At 72.0% G+C, this 20,051-nt stretch carries 12 protein-coding genes; 9 read left to right on the forward strand and 3 right to left on the reverse strand.

The genetic code is table 11. The features are described from left to right. Window positions 1–13 precede the first annotated feature (13 nt). Window positions 14–1,120 (reverse strand): serine hydrolase domain-containing protein, encoded by a 1,107-nt coding sequence (locus STRCI_RS24605; protein ID WP_269661122.1) that lies wholly within the window; start codon window positions 1,118–1,120, stop codon window positions 14–16. A gap of 167 nt (window positions 1,121–1,287) precedes the next feature. On the opposite strand from STRCI_RS24605, the gene STRCI_RS24610 reads away from it, so the two are divergent. The 8 genes from STRCI_RS24610 to STRCI_RS24645 all read left to right on the forward strand — a co-directional run bounded on the left by STRCI_RS24610 (window position 1,288) and on the right by STRCI_RS24645 (window position 16,200). Next, entirely contained in the window at window positions 1,288–3,291 is a 2,004-nt protein-coding gene (locus STRCI_RS24610) for a serine/threonine-protein kinase (protein WP_269664630.1), read from the forward strand. A 175-nt stretch (window positions 3,292–3,466) separates the two neighbouring features. Beyond that, window positions 3,467–6,235, forward strand: a complete 2,769-nt coding sequence (locus tag STRCI_RS24615) for a protein kinase (protein ID WP_269661123.1) — start codon at window positions 3,467–3,469, stop codon at window positions 6,233–6,235. Window positions 6,236–6,398: 163 nt separating this feature from the next. Further along, on the forward strand, window positions 6,399–8,060 hold the full coding sequence (locus STRCI_RS24620; RefSeq protein WP_269661124.1) for a serine/threonine-protein kinase: 1,662 nt from the start codon (window positions 6,399–6,401) through the stop codon (window positions 8,058–8,060). An 81-nt stretch (window positions 8,061–8,141) separates the two neighbouring features. Continuing rightward, entirely contained in the window at window positions 8,142–9,269 is a 1,128-nt protein-coding gene (locus tag STRCI_RS24625) for a serine/threonine-protein kinase (protein WP_269661125.1), read from the forward strand. 81 nt (window positions 9,270–9,350) lie between these two features. Then, a complete protein-coding gene (locus STRCI_RS24630; protein ID WP_269661126.1) occupies window positions 9,351–11,024 on the forward strand; it encodes a serine/threonine-protein kinase in 1,674 nt (557 codons plus the stop codon). A gap of 38 nt (window positions 11,025–11,062) precedes the next feature. After that, entirely contained in the window at window positions 11,063–12,658 is a 1,596-nt protein-coding gene (locus tag STRCI_RS24635) for a serine/threonine-protein kinase (protein WP_269661127.1), read from the forward strand. A gap of 104 nt (window positions 12,659–12,762) precedes the next feature. After that, window positions 12,763–14,376 (forward strand): succinic semialdehyde dehydrogenase, encoded by a 1,614-nt coding sequence (locus STRCI_RS24640; protein ID WP_269661128.1) that lies wholly within the window; start codon window positions 12,763–12,765, stop codon window positions 14,374–14,376. Window positions 14,377–14,406: 30 nt separating this feature from the next. Further along, window positions 14,407–16,200, forward strand: coding sequence for a GMC family oxidoreductase N-terminal domain-containing protein (locus STRCI_RS24645; RefSeq protein ID WP_269661129.1), 1,794 nt, complete (start codon window positions 14,407–14,409; stop codon window positions 16,198–16,200). A 92-nt stretch (window positions 16,201–16,292) separates the two neighbouring features. Here STRCI_RS24645 and STRCI_RS24650 read toward each other — a convergent pair whose 3' ends face one another. Together STRCI_RS24650 and STRCI_RS24655 are read right to left on the reverse strand one after the other, a co-directional pair. Beyond that, complete coding sequence (locus tag STRCI_RS24650; RefSeq protein WP_269661130.1) at window positions 16,293–17,333, reverse strand: LAETG motif-containing sortase-dependent surface protein; 1,041 nt, start codon at window positions 17,331–17,333, stop codon at window positions 16,293–16,295. Between the two features lie 519 nt (window positions 17,334–17,852). Then, complete coding sequence (locus STRCI_RS24655) at window positions 17,853–18,140, reverse strand: chorismate mutase (RefSeq protein ID WP_269661131.1); 288 nt, start codon at window positions 18,138–18,140, stop codon at window positions 17,853–17,855. A gap of 317 nt (window positions 18,141–18,457) precedes the next feature. On the opposite strand from STRCI_RS24655, the gene guaA reads away from it, so the two are divergent. Continuing rightward, window positions 18,458–20,032 (forward strand): glutamine-hydrolyzing GMP synthase, encoded by a 1,575-nt coding sequence (guaA, locus tag STRCI_RS24660; RefSeq protein WP_269661132.1) that lies wholly within the window; start codon window positions 18,458–18,460, stop codon window positions 20,030–20,032. Window positions 20,033–20,051: the final 19 nt, after the last annotated feature.

Below are 20,051 nucleotides of genomic sequence, written 5' to 3' on the forward strand. Positions count from 1 at the left end.
GAACCCGGCCGTTCTACCGGGTGCGGGGGCAGAACTCGGCGGTGAGCAACCGGGGTTCGAGGCCGGGGTCCGTCACCGCGGTCGTGTTCACCCGGAAGGTGAGGACACGGCGCCCGTCCTCGGTGGCCGCGGTGCGCACGTAGCTGCCGGAGATGCGCCCGCTGTGTCCCCACACCGTGGTGCCGCACGGCAGCTTCACGGGAAACAGGCCCATGCCGTACAAGCCGTGTGCGGTGCGGGTGTCGAGCATCTCGCGCAGCCGGCGCGGGGGCAGCAGTTCGCCGCCTAGCAGCGCCGCGTAGAAGCGGTTCAGATCGGCGAGCGTGGTCACCAGCTCACCCGCAGCTCCGGCCACCCGCGGGTCGAGCTCGGTGACGTCCAGCCCGCCCGAGGTGTAGGCGCGGCCGTGCGGGGAGGGCAGGGAAGTCCGCGAACCGGGAAAGGAGGTGCCGGTCAGACCCAGCTCAGTGATGAGCCGGCGTTCGGCCTCGGCGGCGTAGGAGCGGCCGGTGACCCGCTCGATGACCAGGCCGAGCAGGACGTAGTTGGTGTTCGAGTAGGCGAAGCGGCCACGGCCGGACGGGGGGTGGGTAAGTGCGAGCCGCACGGCCTGACGAGGGGTGAGGGGGACCAGGCCCCCGGTGTCGGCGGTGAAGTCGTACAGGCCGCTGGTGTGGGTGAGCAGGGCACGCAGGGTCAGCGCCCGCCCGTTGTTCCCGGCTCCGCGCACCAGCCCCGGTAGATGCTCCTCCACCGTGTCGGAGAGCGACAGCCGATGTTCGTCGGCCAGTTGCAGGACGACCGTCGCGATGAAGGTCTTGGTGATGCTGCCCGCCCGGAAGTGGTCGGCGTAGGCGATACCGGGGCCGGTGCGGGCGAAGTGGGTGCGGTCGCCGTCACCGTTGCGGTCGCGGTCGCCGTCGCGGGAGAGGAGGGCGGCGGTGGTGGGGGTGCCGTCTTCGGGGGTCAGTAGGGGGAGGAGGTCGTCCGGGGTCGGGGCCGTGGTGGCCGGGGCTGCGACTGCCGTGGTGGCGGTGGGGGTGGTGGGGGAGGGGAAGGGGGAGAGGGCAAGGAGGAAGAGGGCCACAGGAACGGCCAGTAGGGTCCGGAGCGGCGGCATGGGGTCCTCCTTGTCGAGCCCATCATGCAGGGTGCGGAATGCTCTGTTCCGGTGGGGGTGCCTCCGGGTGCGGGAGCTCTCGCGCACCATCGGCACCCTGGGCGTCGGGCACTTGTCGGGTGAGAGACAATGGAGGCTCTGTCAGGGCGGGTTGCATGAGGGGACGCATGTCGGAGGCGGAGCGGGCGGGGGCATCCCGTCAGGACAACATCGGTCGTCTCCTCGCCGGGCGGTACCGGCTGGGAGATGTGCTGGGCCGCGGGGGCATGGGCACAGTGTGGCGTGCCGAGGACGAAACCCTCGGCCGTACCGTCGCCGTGAAGGAGCTGCGGTTCCCGTCGAGCATCGACGAGGACGAGAAGCGCCGACTGATCACGCGGACGCTGCGGGAGGCCAAGGCCATCGCGCGGATCCGCAACAACAGCGCGGTGACCGTCTTCGACGTGGTCGACGAGGACGACCGGCCCTGGATCGTGATGGAGCTGGTCGAGGGCAAGTCGCTGGCCGAGGTCATCCGGGAGGACGGCCTGCTGGAGCCGAGGCGTGCGGCGGAGGTCGCGCTCGCGGTGCTCGACGTGCTGCGCTCGGCGCATCGTGAGGGCATCCTGCACCGGGACGTGAAGCCGTCCAACGTGCTGATCGCCGAGGACGGCCGGGTCGTGCTCACCGACTTCGGTATCGCCCAGGTCGAGGGCGACCCGTCCATCACCTCCACCGGCATGCTCGTCGGCGCGCCCTCCTACATCTCCCCGGAGCGGGCCCGCGGGCACAAGCCGGGACCGGCGGCCGACCTGTGGTCGCTCGGCGGTCTGCTGTACGCGTCGGTCGAGGGTGTGCCCCCGTACGACAAGGGCTCCGCGATCGCGACGCTGACCGCGGTGATGACCGAGCCGCTGGGCGACCCGAAGAACGCCGGGCCGCTGAAGGACGTCATCTACGGCCTGCTCACCAAGGACCCGGCGAAGCGGCTGGACGACGCCGCCGCGCGGTCGATGCTGAGCGACGTCATCCATGCGCCCGAGCCCAAGGAGACGGAGGAGCCGGACGCGACGAAGGTCGTGCCGCTGCCCGCGCAGCCGGATGCTCCCTCGGAGGCCGGGGAACGGCTTCGGGGTGCGCTGCGGTCGGTGCGGAAGGCCGCGGCCGGGGCCGGGGCCGCCGCGGCGGCGAGTGCCCGGGCCAAGTCGGGCGGTTCGGCGTCCGGTGGTGCGGCGTCGGGTGGTTCCGCGGAGGTCGCGGGCTCGGAGTCCGGTTCGCGTGCGGAGTCCGGTTCCGGTTCGGGTTCGGCGGCTGGTGCTGCTTCGGGTGGGGCCGCCGCGGGTGGCGGGCAGGCCGGTGGGCGGAGTTCGGGGTGGCCCGTGATGACGCCGCCGGATCTGCCGGATCTGCCGCCTCGGCCGGTGCCCAGGGCGCCGTTGACGGATGTGGTGCCGCGGCGGACGTTGGTGATCATCGCCGTGGTCGTGGCGCTGGCCGTGATCGGTGTGGTGCTGGCCTTCGCGTTCAACGGGGACGACACCAAGGACTCGGCCGGCGGTGGCGGGGCCAAGGCGTCGGCCAAGGCGAGTGCCAGTGCCGACACCAAGGAGGACGAGAGCGGCGGGACGCGTCCGGACGGGCAGGCGACCGCGTCGGGCGAGGCCGGGGCGGGGCAGACGTCCGGGGCGGAGCCGAGTGGTGGGGCCAGTGCGTCCAGTGGCGGCGGGGCCGGGTCGGACGGTTCGTCCGGTGGTGACAGCGGTGCGGTGACCACGCATCAGGGGGGCCAGGGGTATTCCATCGGGCTGCCCAAGGGGTGGAAGTACCAGTCGAGCGGGGACGCGGGTGACCGGTTCACCGGGCCCAACGGGCAGAAGCTGCTGATCGGTTGGACCACCCAGCCGAAGGACGACCCGGTAGCGGACTGGGAGAAACAGGAGGGCGCCATGCTGCGCTCCCAGTACCAGCGGATTCGCATAGAGGCGGTGAACTACCGGGGCTGGAACACGGCCGACTGGGAGTTCACCTACGTCGAGGGCGGCACGAAGTACCGGAGCATCGACCGGGGGGCCGTGGTCGATGACGATCTCGGATATGGGCTGATGTACACGGCGAAAGCCGCCAATTGGGGCAGCGAGCTGCGTAAGGACACATGGCGGACGCTGACGAAGTCCTTCGAACCGAAGGCTTGATCCGTCACGTTGGGTGAGTGGTCACGGTTTGGGGGAAGAGATCTGGCATCCCCTCTTGGAGGGTTGCCTCCGGCACGTATCGTGAGTGCTTGCGGACCGTACGCATCCAGGAATGCGGCCACAACCGCACGCGAGGCGAACGGAATTGACCAACCGGGCGGCCGGGGGAGGCAGCGTGGACGACTATGCGGGTCGGGTGCTCGCCGACCGCTACCGCCTGCCGTTGCCCCCGTCCGACGAGTACGAACTCACCGAGACGCGCGCCTTCGACACCTACAGCGGGCAGGAAGTCCTGGTCAGGCAGGTGCCGTTGCCGGAGGTCGTCGAGGCCGAGGTGCTCGACGCGGAGGGGTTGCCGGACGGGTTCACCGCGCGTGAGCGGGGTGCGGGGCGCCGGCCCTCGGCGCGGGGGAGTACGCGGCGGCCCACGGAGCCCGCGGTGCGGCGGGCTGTGGAGGCGGCTCAGGCGGCCGCGCGGATACCGGACCATCCCCGGCTCGACCAGGTCTTCGACGTGTTCGCCGAGGGCGGTTCGCTCTGGATCGTCAGTGAGCTGGTGTCGGCGCGACCGCTGGCCGCGCTGCTCGCGGAGAGGCCGCTGACGCCGTATCGGGCCGCCGAGGTCGCCGCCGACGTGCTGACGGCGCTGCGGGTGCTGCACGCGCACGGCTGGGTGCACCGGAACATCACCGCGCGGACCGTGCTCGTGTGCGACGACGGCCGGGTGATGCTGACCGGGCTCGCCGTGGGGGCGGCGGAAGAGGCGCTGTGCGGGTACGACCCGGTACCGCCGGAGGACGGTGGCGGCGGGGCGGGCCACGGCGGCCCCGGAGCCGCGCCGGGTGGCATCGGGGGCACCGGCGCCGCCGTCTCCGTCGAGGTGGATCCGGAGGGTGCCCGGCGGGCCGCGATCGAGGCTCGGGCGGCGGGTGGGCTGCCGCCGGCCGGTGGAGCGGACGCGGGCGGCCGTACGAGCGTCGGCGGCGGGGGCGCTGGAGTACCGGCGCGCCGGGCCGTGGAGAGCGGTGGGGACATCCGGGCGGCACGGGCCGGGGCGATCGCCGCGTACCGGGCGGGGGCCAGGGCCGCGGCCCGGGTCCAGGAGGCCCAGCAGAACGGCCGAGCCGCCCTCCCGGGCGCCCGCCCGGCCCCCGACACGAACGGCACGACCCCGCCTCCCCACGGCGCCGCACAGCCGCCGTATCCCTCGGGGAGCGGTGCCGAGCAGCCGCCGTACTCCTCGGCGAACGGTGCCGTGCAGCCGCCGTACCCCTCCGCCAACGGCGGCGCCCAGCAGCATCCGGCCGCTCCGGCCGCCGGACCGCCCGGGCAGATCGCCGACCCCTACGGCGTCCGCGCCGCCTCCTGGCACGGCGCCGCGCCCCGCACCGGCCCCGCACTGCCGGAGGGCGACACCCGGCACCCCGGCGGCCCCGGCCGCACCGCCCTGCCCCCGGCCGTCCCGGGCGCACAGCCGACCGCACCTGCGGGACCGCGCGGCACGGGCGCCCCTGTCCCGGGCCAGATCCGACCCGCCGGCTTCACCGCCCCACACCTCGGCACGCCCGTCCCCGCCACAGGCACGCCCGCCCCCGGCACGCCCGTCCCGGCCACCGGCGCCCCAGTCCCCGCCACCGCCGCCCCCACCCCCAGCCGCTGGGACGACCTGGCCGCCACCGCCCCCCTCCCCCGCGGCCCCGGCACCGCCCTCGCCGCCGAGCGGGCCAGGCAGGCCCGGATGGCTGTGGTGGGACCCGTCACCGAGCGGTGGGCGCCGGAGCAGGCCGGACCCGTGCATGAGAACTGGCAGTTGGCGGCGCCCATCGGACCGGCCACCGACCTGTGGGCGCTCGGGGCGTTGTTGTTCCGGGCGGTGCAGGGGCACGCGCCGTATCCGGAGGAGTCGACCGCCGAGCTGGTGCAGATGGTGTGCGCCGAGCCGCCCGCGTTCGCGGAGGAGTGCGGGCCGCTCAGGCCGGTGGTGGAGTCGTTGCTGCGGCAGGACCCGACCGAGCGGCTGGACTTCGAGGAGTTGCGCGGCTGGCTGCGTTCGCTGGTGCGGTCCGCGCCCGAACCGGAGGCCGGGGCACATGTCGTGGCCGCGCCGCCGGTCGACGTCAGCCGGCTGCCGGTGGTGCGCCGCCGCGGTGAGCTGGTGCGCAAGAGGCGCGCCGGGCTGCCCGCGCATCACGGGCGGCACAAGCGGGCGCGTGAGGAGGCCCGTTCGCCGCGCAGCCTCGGCCGTACCCTGCTCGTGCTGATCCTGCTGCTGATGGCGGGGGCCGTCGCGTACGCCATGCTCTTCATGCCGAAGGCCGGCACCGATGCCGGTGGCGGCGACGACACCGACCGGACCGGCGCCACCGGGCAGGTCAGCCAGGCGCCGGAGGCCAGCAGCGAGCCGCGGCCCGACCAGACCTCGCCCGGAGGGGACAAGAGCCCCGCGGAGTCGTCCGGTTCGACGGAGTCGCAGACCACCGATCCCGACGTCGCCGACGGTTTCGAGCTGCGCACGGACGACGAGGGCTTCCGGGTCGCCGTCGCCAACGGCTGGAACCGCAGCGGGAAGAACGGCCGCGGCCAGGTCGTCTACGCCCACGGCGACTTCGAACTCATCGTCGTACCGGGCCGGGACACCACGGCCGAGTACGGCGACGACCCCATGGCCTACCAGCGCGAGGACCAGCCCGAGCTCCAGCCGTACCGCGACTCCAGCTGGGCCACCTCCACGGGCCTGAAGACCATCGAGGTGGGCGGACGGACCATGGCGGAGGGCCAGTTCACCTGGACCGACGACGCGGGGCGGGAGCGGTTCGTGCGCAATCTCGCGATCCTGATCGGGGACCGGTACCACGTGGTGCAGGTGCGCGGTCCGGAGGCGGAGCGGGACGAGGTGACGCGACTGTTCGAGCAGGCGTCGGCCACCTATCAGGTGACCGGCTGACCGGTATCCCCGACTGTGGGTGACGGGGCCCGGATGGTTGCGCTCCGGGGTCGGAAGCGACAACCGTCACAGTGCTGTCTCTGTGCCACCCCGCAGGTTCCCTGGGAGTGCCCCGGTCCTTAATCTGACCCTGTCAAGAGCATTGCGGGGCAACGTGAATCAGATGCAGGGCCAGCTCCTCGCGGGGCGCTACCGGCTAGCCGACGCCATCGGCAGCGGCGGCATGGGCCGGGTGTGGCGTGCGCACGATGAGGTGCTGCACCGAGCCGTCGCGATCAAGGAGTTGACCGCCGCGCACTTCGTCTCCGACAGCGACCAGGAGCGATTGCTCGCCCGCACCCGCGCCGAGGCGCGCGCGGCCGCGCGGATCAACCACTCCGCCGTCGTCACCGTGCACGACGTGCTCGATCACGACGCCCGGCCGTGGATCGTGATGGAGCTGGTCGAGGGCCACTCGCTGGCCGACGCGGTCAAGGAGCGCGGCCGGGTCGAGCCGCGCGAGGCCGCCCGGATCGGCCTGTGGGTGCTGCGGGCCCTGCGCGCCGCGCACTTGGCCGGGGTGCTGCACCGTGACGTCAAGCCCGGCAACGTCCTCCTCGGCGACGACGGCCGGGTCCTGCTCACCGACTTCGGCATCGCGCAGATCGAGGGCGATACGACGATCACCCGGACCGGAGAGGTCGTCGGCTCCGTCGACTACCTCGCCCCCGAGCGGATCCGCGGCCATGACCCGGGCCCCGCGTCCGACCTCTGGGCGCTCGGTGCCACCCTGTACACGGCGGTGGAGGGCAGATCGCCGTTCCGCCGTACCTCCCCGCTCTCCACCATGCAGGCGGTCGTCGAGGAGGAGCCGGGCCACCCCGCGTACGCCGGTCCGCTCGGCCCGGTCATCGCCGCGCTGCTGCACAAGGACCCCGCGGTACGCCCCGACGCGGCCGCGGCCGAGCTGATGCTCGCCGAGGCGGCGGAGGGACGGCGGCCGCAGGCGGCGCAGATGTACGTGCCGACGCAGCACGCGCATCCGACGGCCGGGCCCGAACCCCGTACGTCCCCGGAGACGGCACCGGCCACGCCGCACACGCCGTACCACCCGCATGCGCCGTACAACTCCGCTACGCCGCAGTCGCCTTACACCGCCCCCGTGGCCGCTCCGTCCAAGCGCCGCCGTATGCGCACGCTCGCGCTCGTCGTGGTGCTGGCCGCGCTGGTCGGCGGCGGTACGGTCGTCGCGCTGCAGAAGTGGGACCAGGGGCGGCAGACGAACCAGACGTCCCCGGACCGGACGTCCCCGAGCCCGACGCCCACGCCGACGCCCTCGCCCGAGAACAGCCCGAGCGGGACCCCCCGCGGCAATGTCCCCGCCGGCTGGGTCTCCGTCGAGGACCCCCTGGGTTTCAGCCTCTTCCTGCCCGCGGGCTGGGAGCGGAGCAACTACCAGAAGTCGGGCACGATCCAGCAGGTCGACTACTCGCCCGACGGCGGTAAGAACCTCGTGCGGTTCGCCATGGACACCGCGCCCGACTACAACGACCCCTACGACCACCAGGTCGGCCTGGACGCGCAGCTGGAGCAGCGGCTGGTCGACTACACGACGGTGAGCCTGGAGCGCGAGCTCTATCGCGACCGTCCGGCCTCGCGTCTGGAGTACACCTGGACCCAGCTCGCGAAGGACTCGCCGTTCGCGGGTCCGTTCCGGGCCGTGGACGAGATGTACCTCGCCGACAGCGGCGTCGAGTACGCGATCTACGCGAGCGCTCCCGTCGACGAATGGGCCGACGCCGAGAAGCGGTTCGAGACGGTGCTGCAGAGCTGGCGCGAGGGCTGATTCCGGTCCCGGTCGGTTCACCAGGACAGTTGGCCGGTCAGCGCCGCGGGGGAGGGCCGCCCGCGGGGCATGATGGGGCGTATGGCGACCCATGGGGATCAGGGGGACGGCAACTTCCGGGTCATCGCGGGGCGTTACCGGCTGGAGGACCGGATCGGGCGCGGCGGGATGGGCGTGGTGTGGCGGGCCACCGATCAACTGCTCGGGCGGCGGGTGGCGGTCAAGGAGTTCCCGTTCGACGACTCCGACTCCGGTTCTTTGTCCCCAGCGGACCTGCGGCGCCGCCGTGAGCGCACGCTGCGCGAGGCGCGGGCGGTCGCGCGGCTGCGCCATCCGCACATCATCGTCGTGCACGACGTCGTGGAGCATGCCGAACGGCCGTACATCGTCATGGAGTTGATCGAGGGCGGTTCCCTCGCCGACCGGATCTCCGCCTACGGCCCGGTCGACGCCGCCGAGGCCGCGCGGATCGGCGCCGATCTGCTGAGCGCGCTGCGCACCGCGCACGCGGCCGGGGTGCTGCACCGTGACATCAAGCCCGCGAACGTCCTCATCGACAGCGGGACCGGCCGGGTCGTGCTCACCGACTTCGGGATCGCCCAGCTCGCGGGCGCCAGCACCCTCACCGAGACCGGCACCTTCGTCGGCTCGCCCGAGTACACCGCGCCCGAGCGGATGTCCGGCGCCGGTACCGGTCCCGCCTCCGACCTGTGGTCGGTGGGCGCGCTGCTGTGCACGGCGGTCAGCGGTGAATCGCCGTTCCGGCGGGACTCGCTGGGCGGGATCCTGCACGCGGTCGTCTTCGACGAGATACGGCCGCCCCCGCAGGCCACGCTCCTGCTGCCGGTCGTCCGGGGCCTGTTGGAGCGGGATCCCCATCGGCGGCTCGACGCGGACCGGGCGGAGTGGCTGTTGCGGGACTTCCTGGCCACCGGGCGCCCGCCGGGCCCGGCGCCGTTGCCGTCGGTGTGGCGGTCGCCCAGGGGGCTGCTGGTGAGCGGGGTGCTGGTCGCCGCGGTGGCGGTGGCCGGGGTGTCGGCGGTGGCGCTGCTGGTGAACGGGGAGGGCGACGGAAACGTTCCGCCACCCTCCCCGTCGAGTTCGAGTTCGGCTTCGGCTTCGGCTTCGACGAGTTCGAGTACGTCGGCTTCTCCCACGGGCACCGCATCACCGTCGCTGTCCGTCCGCACGCCCATAAATGGGAGATAAGCCGCGCCACGGGTCACGGGTCTGTGACCGGACGCTGTTCGAAGTGGATTGCGGGCCCCCTGGCGCGATATGGATGGACACATGAGCAACAACGGGGGAGCCCCTTACGGCTCGGACGAGCCGACGTCTTTCGGCCTGCAACCGCCGAGACCGCCCGCCGGCGTTCCGCACCCGGAGAGTGTCCCGCACCCGGGCAACCCGTACGCGGCGCCCACCCAGGTCGTTCCGCCGCAGCAGCAGCCCGCGGCCCAGGACCCGGGCGCCGGGCGGCTGATCGCGGGTCGCTACCGCCTGCTGAGCAAGCTCGGGCACGGTGGCATGGGCACGGTGTGGCGGGCCAAGGACGAGACCGTGGACCGCGAGGTGGCCGTCAAGGAGCCCCGCATCCCGGACCACCTTCCCGAACGCGAACGCGCCAACGCCTTCGAACGGATGCGCCGCGAGGCCCGCGCCGCCGCCCGCCTGGACCACCCGTCCGTCGTGAACGTGCACGATGTCGCGGTCGTGGACGGCCAGCCCTGGATCGTGATGGAGCTGGTGCAGGGCCGCTCGCTGGGCGCCGTCCTCCAGGAGGGCACCCTCGGCGCCCGTGAGGCGGCCCGCGTCGGCCTTGAAGTGCTCGGCGCGCTGGAGGCCGCGCACGCCGCGGGCATCCTGCACCGGGACGTGAAACCGGACAACGTACTGCTCGGACGGCACGACCGGGTCGTGCTCACCGACTTCGGCATCGCCCAGATCGAGGGCGAGACCAACCTGACCGACACCGGCGGCTTCGTCGGCTCGCCCGAGTACATCGCGCCCGAGCGGGTGCTGGGCCAGCGCCCCGGCCCGGCCTCCGACCTCTGGTCCCTCGGTGTGGTGCTGTACGCGGCGACGGAGGGCGTCTCGCCGTTCCGCCGCAGCAACACCCCGGCCACGCTCCAGTCCGTCCTCAACGCCACCCCGGCCGCGCCCGCCTCCGCGCAGGGCCCGCTCGCCGAGGTCATCACCGGACTGCTCCAGAAGGACCCGGCCCACCGTCCGAACGCCGCGCAGACGCGCGCGCTGCTGGACCGTGCCGTCAACCCGCCGGTGCAGGCGCCCGCGCCCACGCAGGTGGTACAGCTCGGGACGGCGTCCGACGGCGGCGGGGTGCGCCTCAGCCGCAAGGCGCTCTTCGGGATCGCCGCGGCGTTCGTCGCCGTGGTCGTGGCGGCGGCGGGCGTGGTGGTCGCCGACCCGTTCGGGGAGTCGGAGAAGCCGGACCCCTGGGCGCAGCGACCCCACGCGAAACTCGGCGTGACCCTGAACGTGCCCGAGGACTACAAGGTGGGCAAGCCGGACGCGGATGAGACCGACAAGAACTGGGTCAGCTACTCCGACCTCAGCGGCGCCATCTGGGTCGGCGTGAACGTGGCCCGGAAGAAGGACGACACCTCGGGCAACATCAAGGGCTCGGCCGCGGCCCAGATGTACGCCGACAACGAGGGGTTCAAGAGCACCGGCGAATACGACCTCGGCATGCCCGAGAACCCCGATACCAAGCCGGAGCAGACCCAGTACAAGGGCAAGAAGTCGGCCGAGAACACGGTCACCTACGTCACCAACGACACCCAGAACCCGCGCCCACGCGAAGTGAAGCTCTTCTACTACCGGACGTCCGATGGCGACATGTACAAGGTGACGATCGCCTACCCGGGCAAGGGCGACTTCACCGAGCGGGGCCGAGAGGTGGCCAAGGGCGTGATCGACGGCCTGGAGATCAAGACCCTCTGAACTGGCGAAGCCCCCGCCGCGCAAGGTAGGCATGGGGCATGAGTGAAGACGGGGTCGGCCGGGGCTCCAAGGCGCGGGTGGTGGGCGGGCGTTACCGCCTCCTCGAACGCATCGGCTCCGGCGGCATGGGCACGGTGTGGCGCGCGCTCGACGAGCTGGTCGAGCGCGAAGTCGCCGTGAAGGAGCCGCGGTTGCCCGGCGACCCCGAGGACGAGGTGTTCCAGCGGGCCGCCCACCGGCTCTACCGGGAGGCCCGCGCCGCCGCCCGCGTCGAGCATCCCTCCGCCGTCGCCATCCACGACGTCGTCGCCGAGGAGCAGGACGGGCTGCCGTGGATCGTCATGGAGCTGGTGCGCGGCGAGTCGCTGCACGAGCTGCTCCGGCGCGGCCCCCTGGACCCCGCCGAGTCCGCCCGGATCGGCCTCGCCGTCCTCGGCGCCCTGCGCGCCGCGCACTCCGTGGGCATCGTGCACCGGGATGTGAAACCGGCCAATGTGCTGCTCGGGCCGCACGACCGGGTCGTCCTCACCGACTTCGGCATCGCCCATGTCCAGGGCGAGGAATCCCTCACCGTCACCGGCGAGTTCGTCGGCTCCCTGGAGTTCATCGCCCCCGAGCGCATGTCGGGCCGCACCGCCGGCCCCGCCTCCGACCTGTGGTCCCTCGGCGTCCTCCTCTACGCCGCCACGGAAGGCTGGTCGCCCTTCCGCCGTACGACGATGGAGTCCACGCTCGCCGCGATCCTCGCCGTCGATCCGCCCGAGCCGAAGCGCGCGGGCGAACTCGGCCCGCTGCTGGTCCGGTTGCTGACGAAGGACCCTGACGGGCGCCCCGACGCGGAGGAGACGGCGGCCGCGCTGGAGGCGGTGGCCGGTGAGCCGGTCCGGGCGGAGCCCGGGGCCCAGCTCGCCGCCGAACTGGAGGAGTTCGGGGACGACATCGGGACGGTACGGCTGGCGCCGGACCCCGAGACGGCCGCGGAGCCGATATCCGCCGTACCGCCCCGGCTCCCGGCGACCGCCCGTCCTCTTCACCGCCGAGCCCTCCCGCTCGCCCTCCTCGGCGGACTCCTCGTCGGCGCCTCCTGGCTGGGCATCGCCTTCCTGACCGACCCCGACAGCGGGGCGGCGACGGAGAACACGGCCGCCCGGAAGCCGACGCCCAGCCCCACGGACGGCTGGACCGCGCACTCCGAGAAGCCCCTGCACGCCACCCTCGCCCTCCCCGCCGAGTACGAGGAGTTCGCCCGCTCGGGCAGCGAGAACATCCAGCCCCGCCAGGTCGAGTACGCGGACCCGGACGACTCCGTACAGGTCCGCCTCACCCTCTGGGACAAGGCCCCCGGGACCCCCATGAGCCAGGCGAAGCAGCACGCGAAGACCTGGACGTTCTTCGAGGACGCCCGTACGCAGTACACCGACACCAGCTTCCGCGGCTGGGACGCCGTCCAGTCCGACAGCACCTATGGCGAGCCCGAGCTGCGCCGCCGCGTCATGGAACTCTTCGTCCGCACCGACGACGGCCGCCTGTACGAGCTGCGCGTGGAGATGCCCAAGGGCTCGGCGGCGGAGAAGACGGGCACGGCGGTTTTCAAGGACGCCCGGGACCGGCTCAGGATTGCCACAACGCCCTGATCAGCGCATTCGTTGCCAGTGACCGCTGGCAAGATGTGAGTACTCGGTGAATCCCCATTACCGCCGGGTACACAAAGCCTCCGTCGCGGCATACCCTGCGCGTCATGACGGACTCGCAGGCCCCGGCTCAGACCGGCACGAACCCCCTCGCCCCCGCCCCGGCGGGCGCCCGCACCGCCGCCGACGTGGTCACCCCCGAGCTGGTCGCCCAGCTGACCCGGGGCGTGGTCGGCTCGGGCCGTACCGCCAGCCACACGCCGTTCACCGGCGAGAAGCTGGCCGACCTGCCGGAGTCCACGCCCGAGGACGTGGAGAAGGCGTTCGCCGCGGCCCGCGCCGCCCAGGCGATCTGGGCGCAGACCCCGGTACGGCAGCGCGCCGCCGTACTGCTGCGCTTCCACGATCTGGTGCTGGCCCGCCAGGCCGAGGTGCTGGACCTGATCCAGCTGGAGACCGGCAAGGCCCGGCTGCACGCCCATGAGGAGGTGCAGGCCGTCGCGATCGCCTCCCGCCATTACGGCCGCAGGGCCGCCGCCTATCTGAAGCCGAAGCGGCACGCGGGTGCCATGCCCTCCCTCACGCACGTCACCGAACTGCGCCACCCGCGCGGAGTCGTCGGCCAGATCGCGCCCTGGAACTACCCGCTGGAGCTGTCGGTCGGCGACGCCCTGCCGGCCTTCGTCGCGGGCAACGCCGTCGTCATGAAGCCGGACACCGAGACCTGCCTGACCGCTCTGTGGGCCCGTGACCTGCTGATCGAGGCCGGGCTGCCCGCCGAGGTCTTCCAGGTCGTGCTCGGCGAGGGCCCGGTCGTCGGCCCCGAGGTCGTCCGCCACGCCGACTACGTCTCCTTCACCGGCTCCACCCGCACCGGCCGCGAGGTCGCCCAGGGCGCCGCCGCCCGGCTGGTCGGCGTGTCCCTCGAACTCGGCGGCAAGAACGCGATGCTGGTGCTGGAGGACGCCGACATAGAGAAGGCGGCCGCGGGAGCCGTACGCGCCTGCTTCTCCTCCGCGGGCCAGCTCTGCATCTCCATCGAGCGGTTGTACGTCCACGAGTCGATCGCGGACGCCTTCCTGGAGCGCTTCGCCGCCCGCACCAAGGCCATGCGGCTCGGCCGCTCCCTCGCCTACGGCGCCGACATGGGCTCCCTGGTCGGCGAGCGTCAGCTGGAGACCGTCACCCGGCATGTGGAGGAGGCCGTCGCCAAGGGCGCGACGCTCGTCGCCGGCGGTGTCGCCCGCCCGGACATAGGCCCCTACTTCTTCGAGCCGACCATCCTCGACGGAGTGACGGAACCCATGGCGATCTGCGCCGAGGAGACCTTCGGACCGGTCGTCTCCATCTACCGCTTCACCTCCGAGGACGAGGTGATCGAGCAGGCCAACGCCACGCCCTACGGCCTCAACTCGTCGGTCTGGACGAAGGACGGCAGCCGCGGCCGCGCGGTCGCCGCCCGGCTGCGCACCGGCACGGTCAACGTCAACGAGGGCTACGCGCCCGCCTACGGCAGCGTCCAGTCCCCGATGGGCGGCATGAAGGACTCCGGCCTCGGCCGCCGCCACGGCTCCGAGGGCATCCTCAAGTACACCGAGGCCCAGACGGTCGCCCATCAGCGCCTGCTGCCGATGGCACCGTCCCTGGGCATGGATGACGAGAAGTACGCCCAGTTCATGAGCCGGAGCCTGCGGCTCATGAAGGCGTTCCGGTTCCGTTAGATCGGCCGTCGGGCCAGGAGGAGAGCGCGCGTGAGCAACGACGCTTACGACAACGACGCCTACGACTACGACGTCCTCGTCGTCGGATCCGGCTTCGGCGGTTCGGTGACCGCCCTGCGGCTGACCGAGAAGGGCTACAAGGTAGGCGTCCTGGAAGCGGGCCGCCGCTTCACCCGGGAGACCCTGCCCAGGAACTCCTGGGACCTGAGGAACTTCCTCTGGGCCCCGAAGCTCGGCATGTTCGGCATCCAGCGCATCCATCTGCTGGGCAACGTCATGGTGCTGGCGGGCGCGGGCGTGGGCGGCGGATCGCTGAACTACGCCAACACCCTCTACGTACCGCCGAAGCCGTTCTTCGACGACCCGCAGTGGCGGGACATCACCGACTGGCAGGAGGAGTTGAAGCCGTACTACGACCAGGCCCGGCGGATGCTCGGCGTGCGGCTCAACCCGACGATGACCCCGTCCGACGTCCATCTGAAGGACGCCGCGCAGAAGATGGGCGTCGGGGACTCCTTCCACATGGCGCCGGTCGGGGTGTTCTTCGGCGACGGCGAGGACGCCGACGGCGCGACGAGGGCGAAGCCCGGCCAGCAGGTGGACGACCCCTACTTCGGTGGCGCGGGCCCGGCCCGCAAGGCCTGCACCGAGTGCGGCGAGTGCATGACGGGCTGCCGTCACGGCGCGAAGAACACCCTCAACGAGAACTACCTCTACCTCGCCGAGAAGGCGGGCGCGGTCGTCCACCCCATGACCACGGTCGTGTCGGTCACCGACGACTCGCAGGGCGGCTACGCCGTCACGACCCTTCCGACGGACCGGAAGAAGAAGGGCGAGAGCCGCGTCTTCAAGGCCCGCCGGGTCGTCCTCGCCGCGGGCACCTACGGCACCCAGACCCTGCTGCACCGCATGAAGGCCGGCGGCAGGCTGCCGTATCTCTCGCCGAAGCTGGGCGAGTTGACCCGCACCAACTCCGAGGCGCTGGTGGGCGCACAGACCGACAACCGGCGCTACCGCAAGGCGACCGGGGAGAAGAAGGTCGACTTCACCCGCGGGGTCGCCATCACCTCGTCCGTCCACCCGGACGCCAACACCCATATCGAGCCGGTCCGTTACGGCAAGGGCTCCAACTCCATGGGCAGCCTGACGATCCTTCAGGTGCCGTACACGGAGGGCGCTTCCCGCCTCGCGGCCTGGCTGGGCAACGCCGCCCGGCATCCGCTGCTGATCATGCGCTCGCTGTCCAACCGCCGCTGGTCGGAGAAGACCATCATCGGCCTGGTGATGCAGTCCCTGGACAACTCCCTGACGACGTACCTGAAGCCGGACGGCGTCGGCAAGGGCATGCTCACCGCCCGCCAGGGCCATGGCTCGCCCAACCCGATGCAGATCAAGGCGGCCACCGAGGGCGCGACCGCGCTCGCGGAGTCGATCAACGGCTTCCCGGGCTCCAACGTCGGCGAGCTGATGGGCACCCCGCTCACCGCGCACTTCCTCGGCGGCTGCCCGATCGGCGCCTCCCGGGAGACCGGCGTGATCGACCCGTACCACCGGCTCTACGGCCACCCGGGCATCTCGGTGGTCGACGGCGCCGCGGTCTCCGCGAACCTGGGCGTGAACCCCTCGCTGACCATCACCGCACAGGCCGAGCGGGCGATGTCGTACTGGCCCAACAAGGGCGAGGAGGACCCGCGTCCCGCGCAGGACCGGCCCTACGAGCGGCTCCAGGCGGTCGAGCCGAAGCAGCCCGCGGTCCCGGCGGAGGCGTTCGGCGCCCTGCGGCTGCCGTTCCTGGGGATGCCGGCGGTGCCCCCGAAGAAGTAGCCCGAACCGAAACAGAAAGAGAAGGACCTGCACCCCCCTCCGAGCGCAGGTCCTTCTCCTTCTCTTGCAGAGAGTTTGTGTCGAGGCGCCGCTTACGCCTCGGCGCCCACCTTGCGGCGCTTCATCGCGAACACGACGCCCGTGCCGGCGAGGACCGCGATACCGCCGATGGTGGCGATGACCGGCAGGTCCGAGTCCGAACCGGTCTCGGCGAGCTCACCGTCGACATCGACCTCGTCGACGTCGGTGATCTCGTCCTTGCCGCCGGTCTGCGGCTTGGAGTCATCGGGCTTGCCCGGGTCGGAACCGGCCGGCAGCACCTCGAAGAAGTAGATGCCGTAGTTCTCGTCCTCGGAGGTCCAGCAGCCGTCCTCGGTGGAGTACTCGGCCAGACCGATGGCGATGCCGATCGCGCTCGGGATGTCGCGGCTGACGTTCAGGCGCAGGTCGTAGCTGATCGACTGGCCCCCTTCGAGGGAGAACGCGTTGAGCGCGCCGCCCTCGCCGAACTCGGTGGCGAGGTCGACCCAGGAGCCGCCCTTCTTCACCTGCACGGTGATCAGCTCGGTGTAGTCGGACTCCAGCTCCCAGTCCATCGCGGCGACGCCGACGACGGGCAGGATGTCCTCGATCGTCTCGTCGCCGGAGTTGCTGACGTTGAACGTGAAGTTCGTCCAGCCGCTGCCGGCCACCACGGTCTCCGGCAGACCGCTCAGCGAGCTGTGCAGCGATTCGCTGATGTCCCAGACGGGGTCGCCGTACTCGTCGACCGGGCACTCGTCCTTGCCCTCGTCCTCCGACTCGTCGTCGGACGGGGTGCTCTCGGTCGGCGCCGGGGAGCTCTCGGTGGCGGCGGGGCTGCTCCCGGCCGGGGCCGGGCTGCTCTCCGTGGCGGACGGGGAGGACTCGGCCGGTGCCGGGGAGCTGTCCTCCGGGGCCGGGCTGGTCCCGGTCGGTGCCGGGGAGGTCTCGGCGGGGGCGGAGGAGCTCTCCTGGGTGGCCGGAGTGCTCTCCGTCGCGGTCGGCGACGGCGACGTCCCGTCCGTGGCGAACGCGGCCGGGGCGGACATCAGGGCGACCGGCGCCAGGGCGGCCGTCGCGGCGGCGACGGCAAGGGCACGGCGGAGCTTCATGCAAACCTCGGAAAGTCGATGGTGAGACCTCCGCGATGGGGGCGCGGGTGTGGCCCTTGGTTCGCATGGTTTGATCCACGAGCCGGCGGAAGGGTTGCGTCCGCACTGACAGAATTTTTATGTGACCCGGCTCACCTGCGGTTCTGCACGACGAAGGGCCCCGCGGGACGGAGCCGCGGGGCCCTTCTTGCGTCAGCACCGACGTCAGGGCAGCGTCGGTGCCTGGGAGCGGCGCCGGGGGGTTGCGCCGCTTGCTCGGTGTCGTGTGAGTTCCCGTCGGTCGGCCCCGGGCGTCCCCGGAGCCGACCGTTCTCTTGGGTGACCGGGCTGCTGTCCCCTGCCGTCCGGTCACTTGACTGGAGCGAGGTCCCACGACGCACGGCACGATCCGTGCGTCTCATCGCTCCAGTGAGCCACGCGTGGTTCTTTCGGGCCCGCCCCTGGCTGACACGGACACCACCACCAACGAAGGGTCTCGGCCCACGGTCACGCGCCGTACGGGTGAGGGTGGGCCCGAACTCAGATGCGACCGCGGCACAGTTCGAGCAGCGTCATCGCCAGCGCCGTGCCCGGCTTGCCGAGCGCCTCGCGGTAGTGGTCGAGGATCTCCATCTCCCGGGAGAGGTTCACCCGGCGCCCGCCGGAGGTGATCCGGGCCTCCTGGACGACGGCCGAGACGGCCATCCGTTCCTGGATCAGACCGATGATCCGGTCGTCGAGCGAGTCGATGCGCTCCCGGGCGCCGGTGATCACTCCGGCGGCCTCGTCGGTGCGGGCGCCGGTCCTGTCCGTGGCGGTGGTGGTCATGAAGGGGGCTCCTGTACGGGGTGGGATGCCCCGGATCGACAAGGCCCGGACACGACAGACGCCCCGGGCCTTGTCGGCCCGGGGCGCCTGGGAAGTCGCTTGTCAGTAGCTCAAGCGGCACGACCATGGCAGCCGGCGGGCCGGGTGCCATAGGTAAAGAGGAAGGTCGTCTGCGTGAGCATGCGGTCAGTATGCCGTCCCGCACGGTGACCGCCCAAACCGGTTCGCATCCTGAGACGTCCCGAGACGTAATCCGGCGTTGGGCGCCCCGTTAGAATCGGTGGCACAGCCCTTGTCAAGCCGCCGGAAGGCAACCCGTGTCACCAGCGACCCACGCCGCCCCCGACACCGTCCTGGTCGTCGACTTCGGCGCGCAGTACGCCCAGCTCATCGCCCGCCGCGTCCGCGAGGCCCGGGTCTACAGCGAGATCGTGCCGAGCACCATGCCGGTGGCGGAGATGCTCGCCAAGAACCCGGCGGCGATCATCCTCTCCGGCGGCCCCTCGTCGGTCTACGAGGAGGGCGCCCCCAGCCTCGACGCCGCGCTCTTCGAGGCCGGCGTCCCCGTCTTCGGCATGTGCTACGGCTTCCAGCTGATGGCGCAGAGCCTCGGCGGCACCGTCGACAACACCGGCGCGCGCGAGTACGGCCGTACCGACCTGCACGTCTCACGCTCCTCCTCCACCCTCTTCGAGGGCACCCCGGACGAGCAGCACGTGTGGATGTCGCACGGCGACGCCTGCTCCGCCGCCCCCGAGGGCTTCATCGTCTCGGCCTCCACGGACGTCGTCCCGGTCGCCGCCTTCGAGAACGACGACAAGAAGCTCTACGGCGTCCAGTACCACCCCGAGGTCATGCACTCCACGCACGGCCAGCAGGTGCTGGAGCACTTCCTGTACCGCGGCGCCGGGCTCACGCCGTCGTGGACCACGGGCAACGTCATCGAGGAGCAGGTCGCCGCGATCCGCGCTCAGGTCGGCGACAAGCGCGCCATCTGCGGTCTGTCCGGCGGCGTCGACTCCGCGGTGGCCGCGGCCCTCGTGCAGAAGGCCATCGGCTCCCAGCTGACCTGCGTGTACGTCGACCACGGTCTGATGCGCAAGAACGAGACCGAGCAGGTCGAGAAGGACTTCGTGGCGGCGACCGGCGCCAACCTGAAGGTCGTCGACGCGCAGGAGCGATTCCTCGACGCGCTGGCGGGCGTCTCCGACCCGGAGACCAAGCGCAAGATCATCGGCCGCGAGTTCATCCGCGTGTTCGAGCAGGCGCAGCTGGAGATCCTCCAGGAGGACGGCCCCGAGGTCGCCTTCCTCGTGCAGGGCACCCTCTACCCGGACATTGTCGAGTCCGGCGGCGGCACCGGCACCGCCAACATCAAGTCCCACCACAACGTGGGCGGCCTCCCCGACGACATCGAGTTCGAGCTCGTCGAGCCGCTGCGCCAGCTGTTCAAGGACGAGGTCCGGATGGTCGGCCAGGAGCTGGGCCTGCCCGAGGAGATCGTCCAGCGCCAGCCGTTCCCCGGCCCCGGCCTCGGCATCCGGATCGTCGGCGAGGTCACCCGGGAGCGCCTGGACCTGCTGCGCGAGGCCGACGCCATCGCCCGCGAGGAGCTGACCGCGGCCGGCCTCGACCGCGACATCTGGCAGTGTCCGGTGGTCCTGCTCGCCGACGTCCGCTCGGTCGGCGTTCAGGGCGACGGCCGCACCTACGGCCACCCGATCGTGCTGCGCCCGGTCTCCTCCGAGGACGCCATGACGGCCGACTGGTCGCGGCTGCCGTACGACGTCCTGGCGAAGATCTCCACCCGGATCACCAACGAGGTGCGGGACGTCAACCGAGTGGTCCTCGACGTGACGTCGAAGCCGCCGGGCACGATCGAGTGGGAGTAGGCACTCCCGTTGCGCGCTG

This window comes from Streptomyces cinnabarinus (genome assembly GCF_027270315.1).
Lineage (GTDB): Bacteria > Actinomycetota > Actinomycetes > Streptomycetales > Streptomycetaceae > Streptomyces > Streptomyces cinnabarinus.

Bases quoted from the DNA above. Each gene is read 5' to 3' on its own strand.
- STRCI_RS24605 (WP_269661122.1), bottom strand. From the start codon at position 1,120: ATGCCGCCGCTCCGGACCCTACTGGCCGTTCCTGTGGCCCTCTTCCTC.
- STRCI_RS24610 (WP_269664630.1), top strand. From the start codon at position 1,288: ATGTCGGAGGCGGAGCGGGCGGGGGCATCCCGTCAGGACAACATCGGT.
- STRCI_RS24620 (WP_269661124.1), top strand. From the start codon at position 6,399: ATGCAGGGCCAGCTCCTCGCGGGGCGCTACCGGCTAGCCGACGCCATC.
- STRCI_RS24625 (WP_269661125.1), top strand. From the start codon at position 8,142: ATGGCGACCCATGGGGATCAGGGGGACGGCAACTTCCGGGTCATCGCG.
- STRCI_RS24630 (WP_269661126.1), top strand. From the start codon at position 9,351: ATGAGCAACAACGGGGGAGCCCCTTACGGCTCGGACGAGCCGACGTCT.
- STRCI_RS24635 (WP_269661127.1), top strand. From the start codon at position 11,063: ATGAGTGAAGACGGGGTCGGCCGGGGCTCCAAGGCGCGGGTGGTGGGC.
- STRCI_RS24640 (WP_269661128.1), top strand. From the start codon at position 12,763: ATGACGGACTCGCAGGCCCCGGCTCAGACCGGCACGAACCCCCTCGCC.
- STRCI_RS24650 (WP_269661130.1), bottom strand. From the start codon at position 17,333: ATGAAGCTCCGCCGTGCCCTTGCCGTCGCCGCCGCGACGGCCGCCCTG.
- STRCI_RS24655 (WP_269661131.1), bottom strand. From the start codon at position 18,140: ATGACCACCACCGCCACGGACAGGACCGGCGCCCGCACCGACGAGGCC.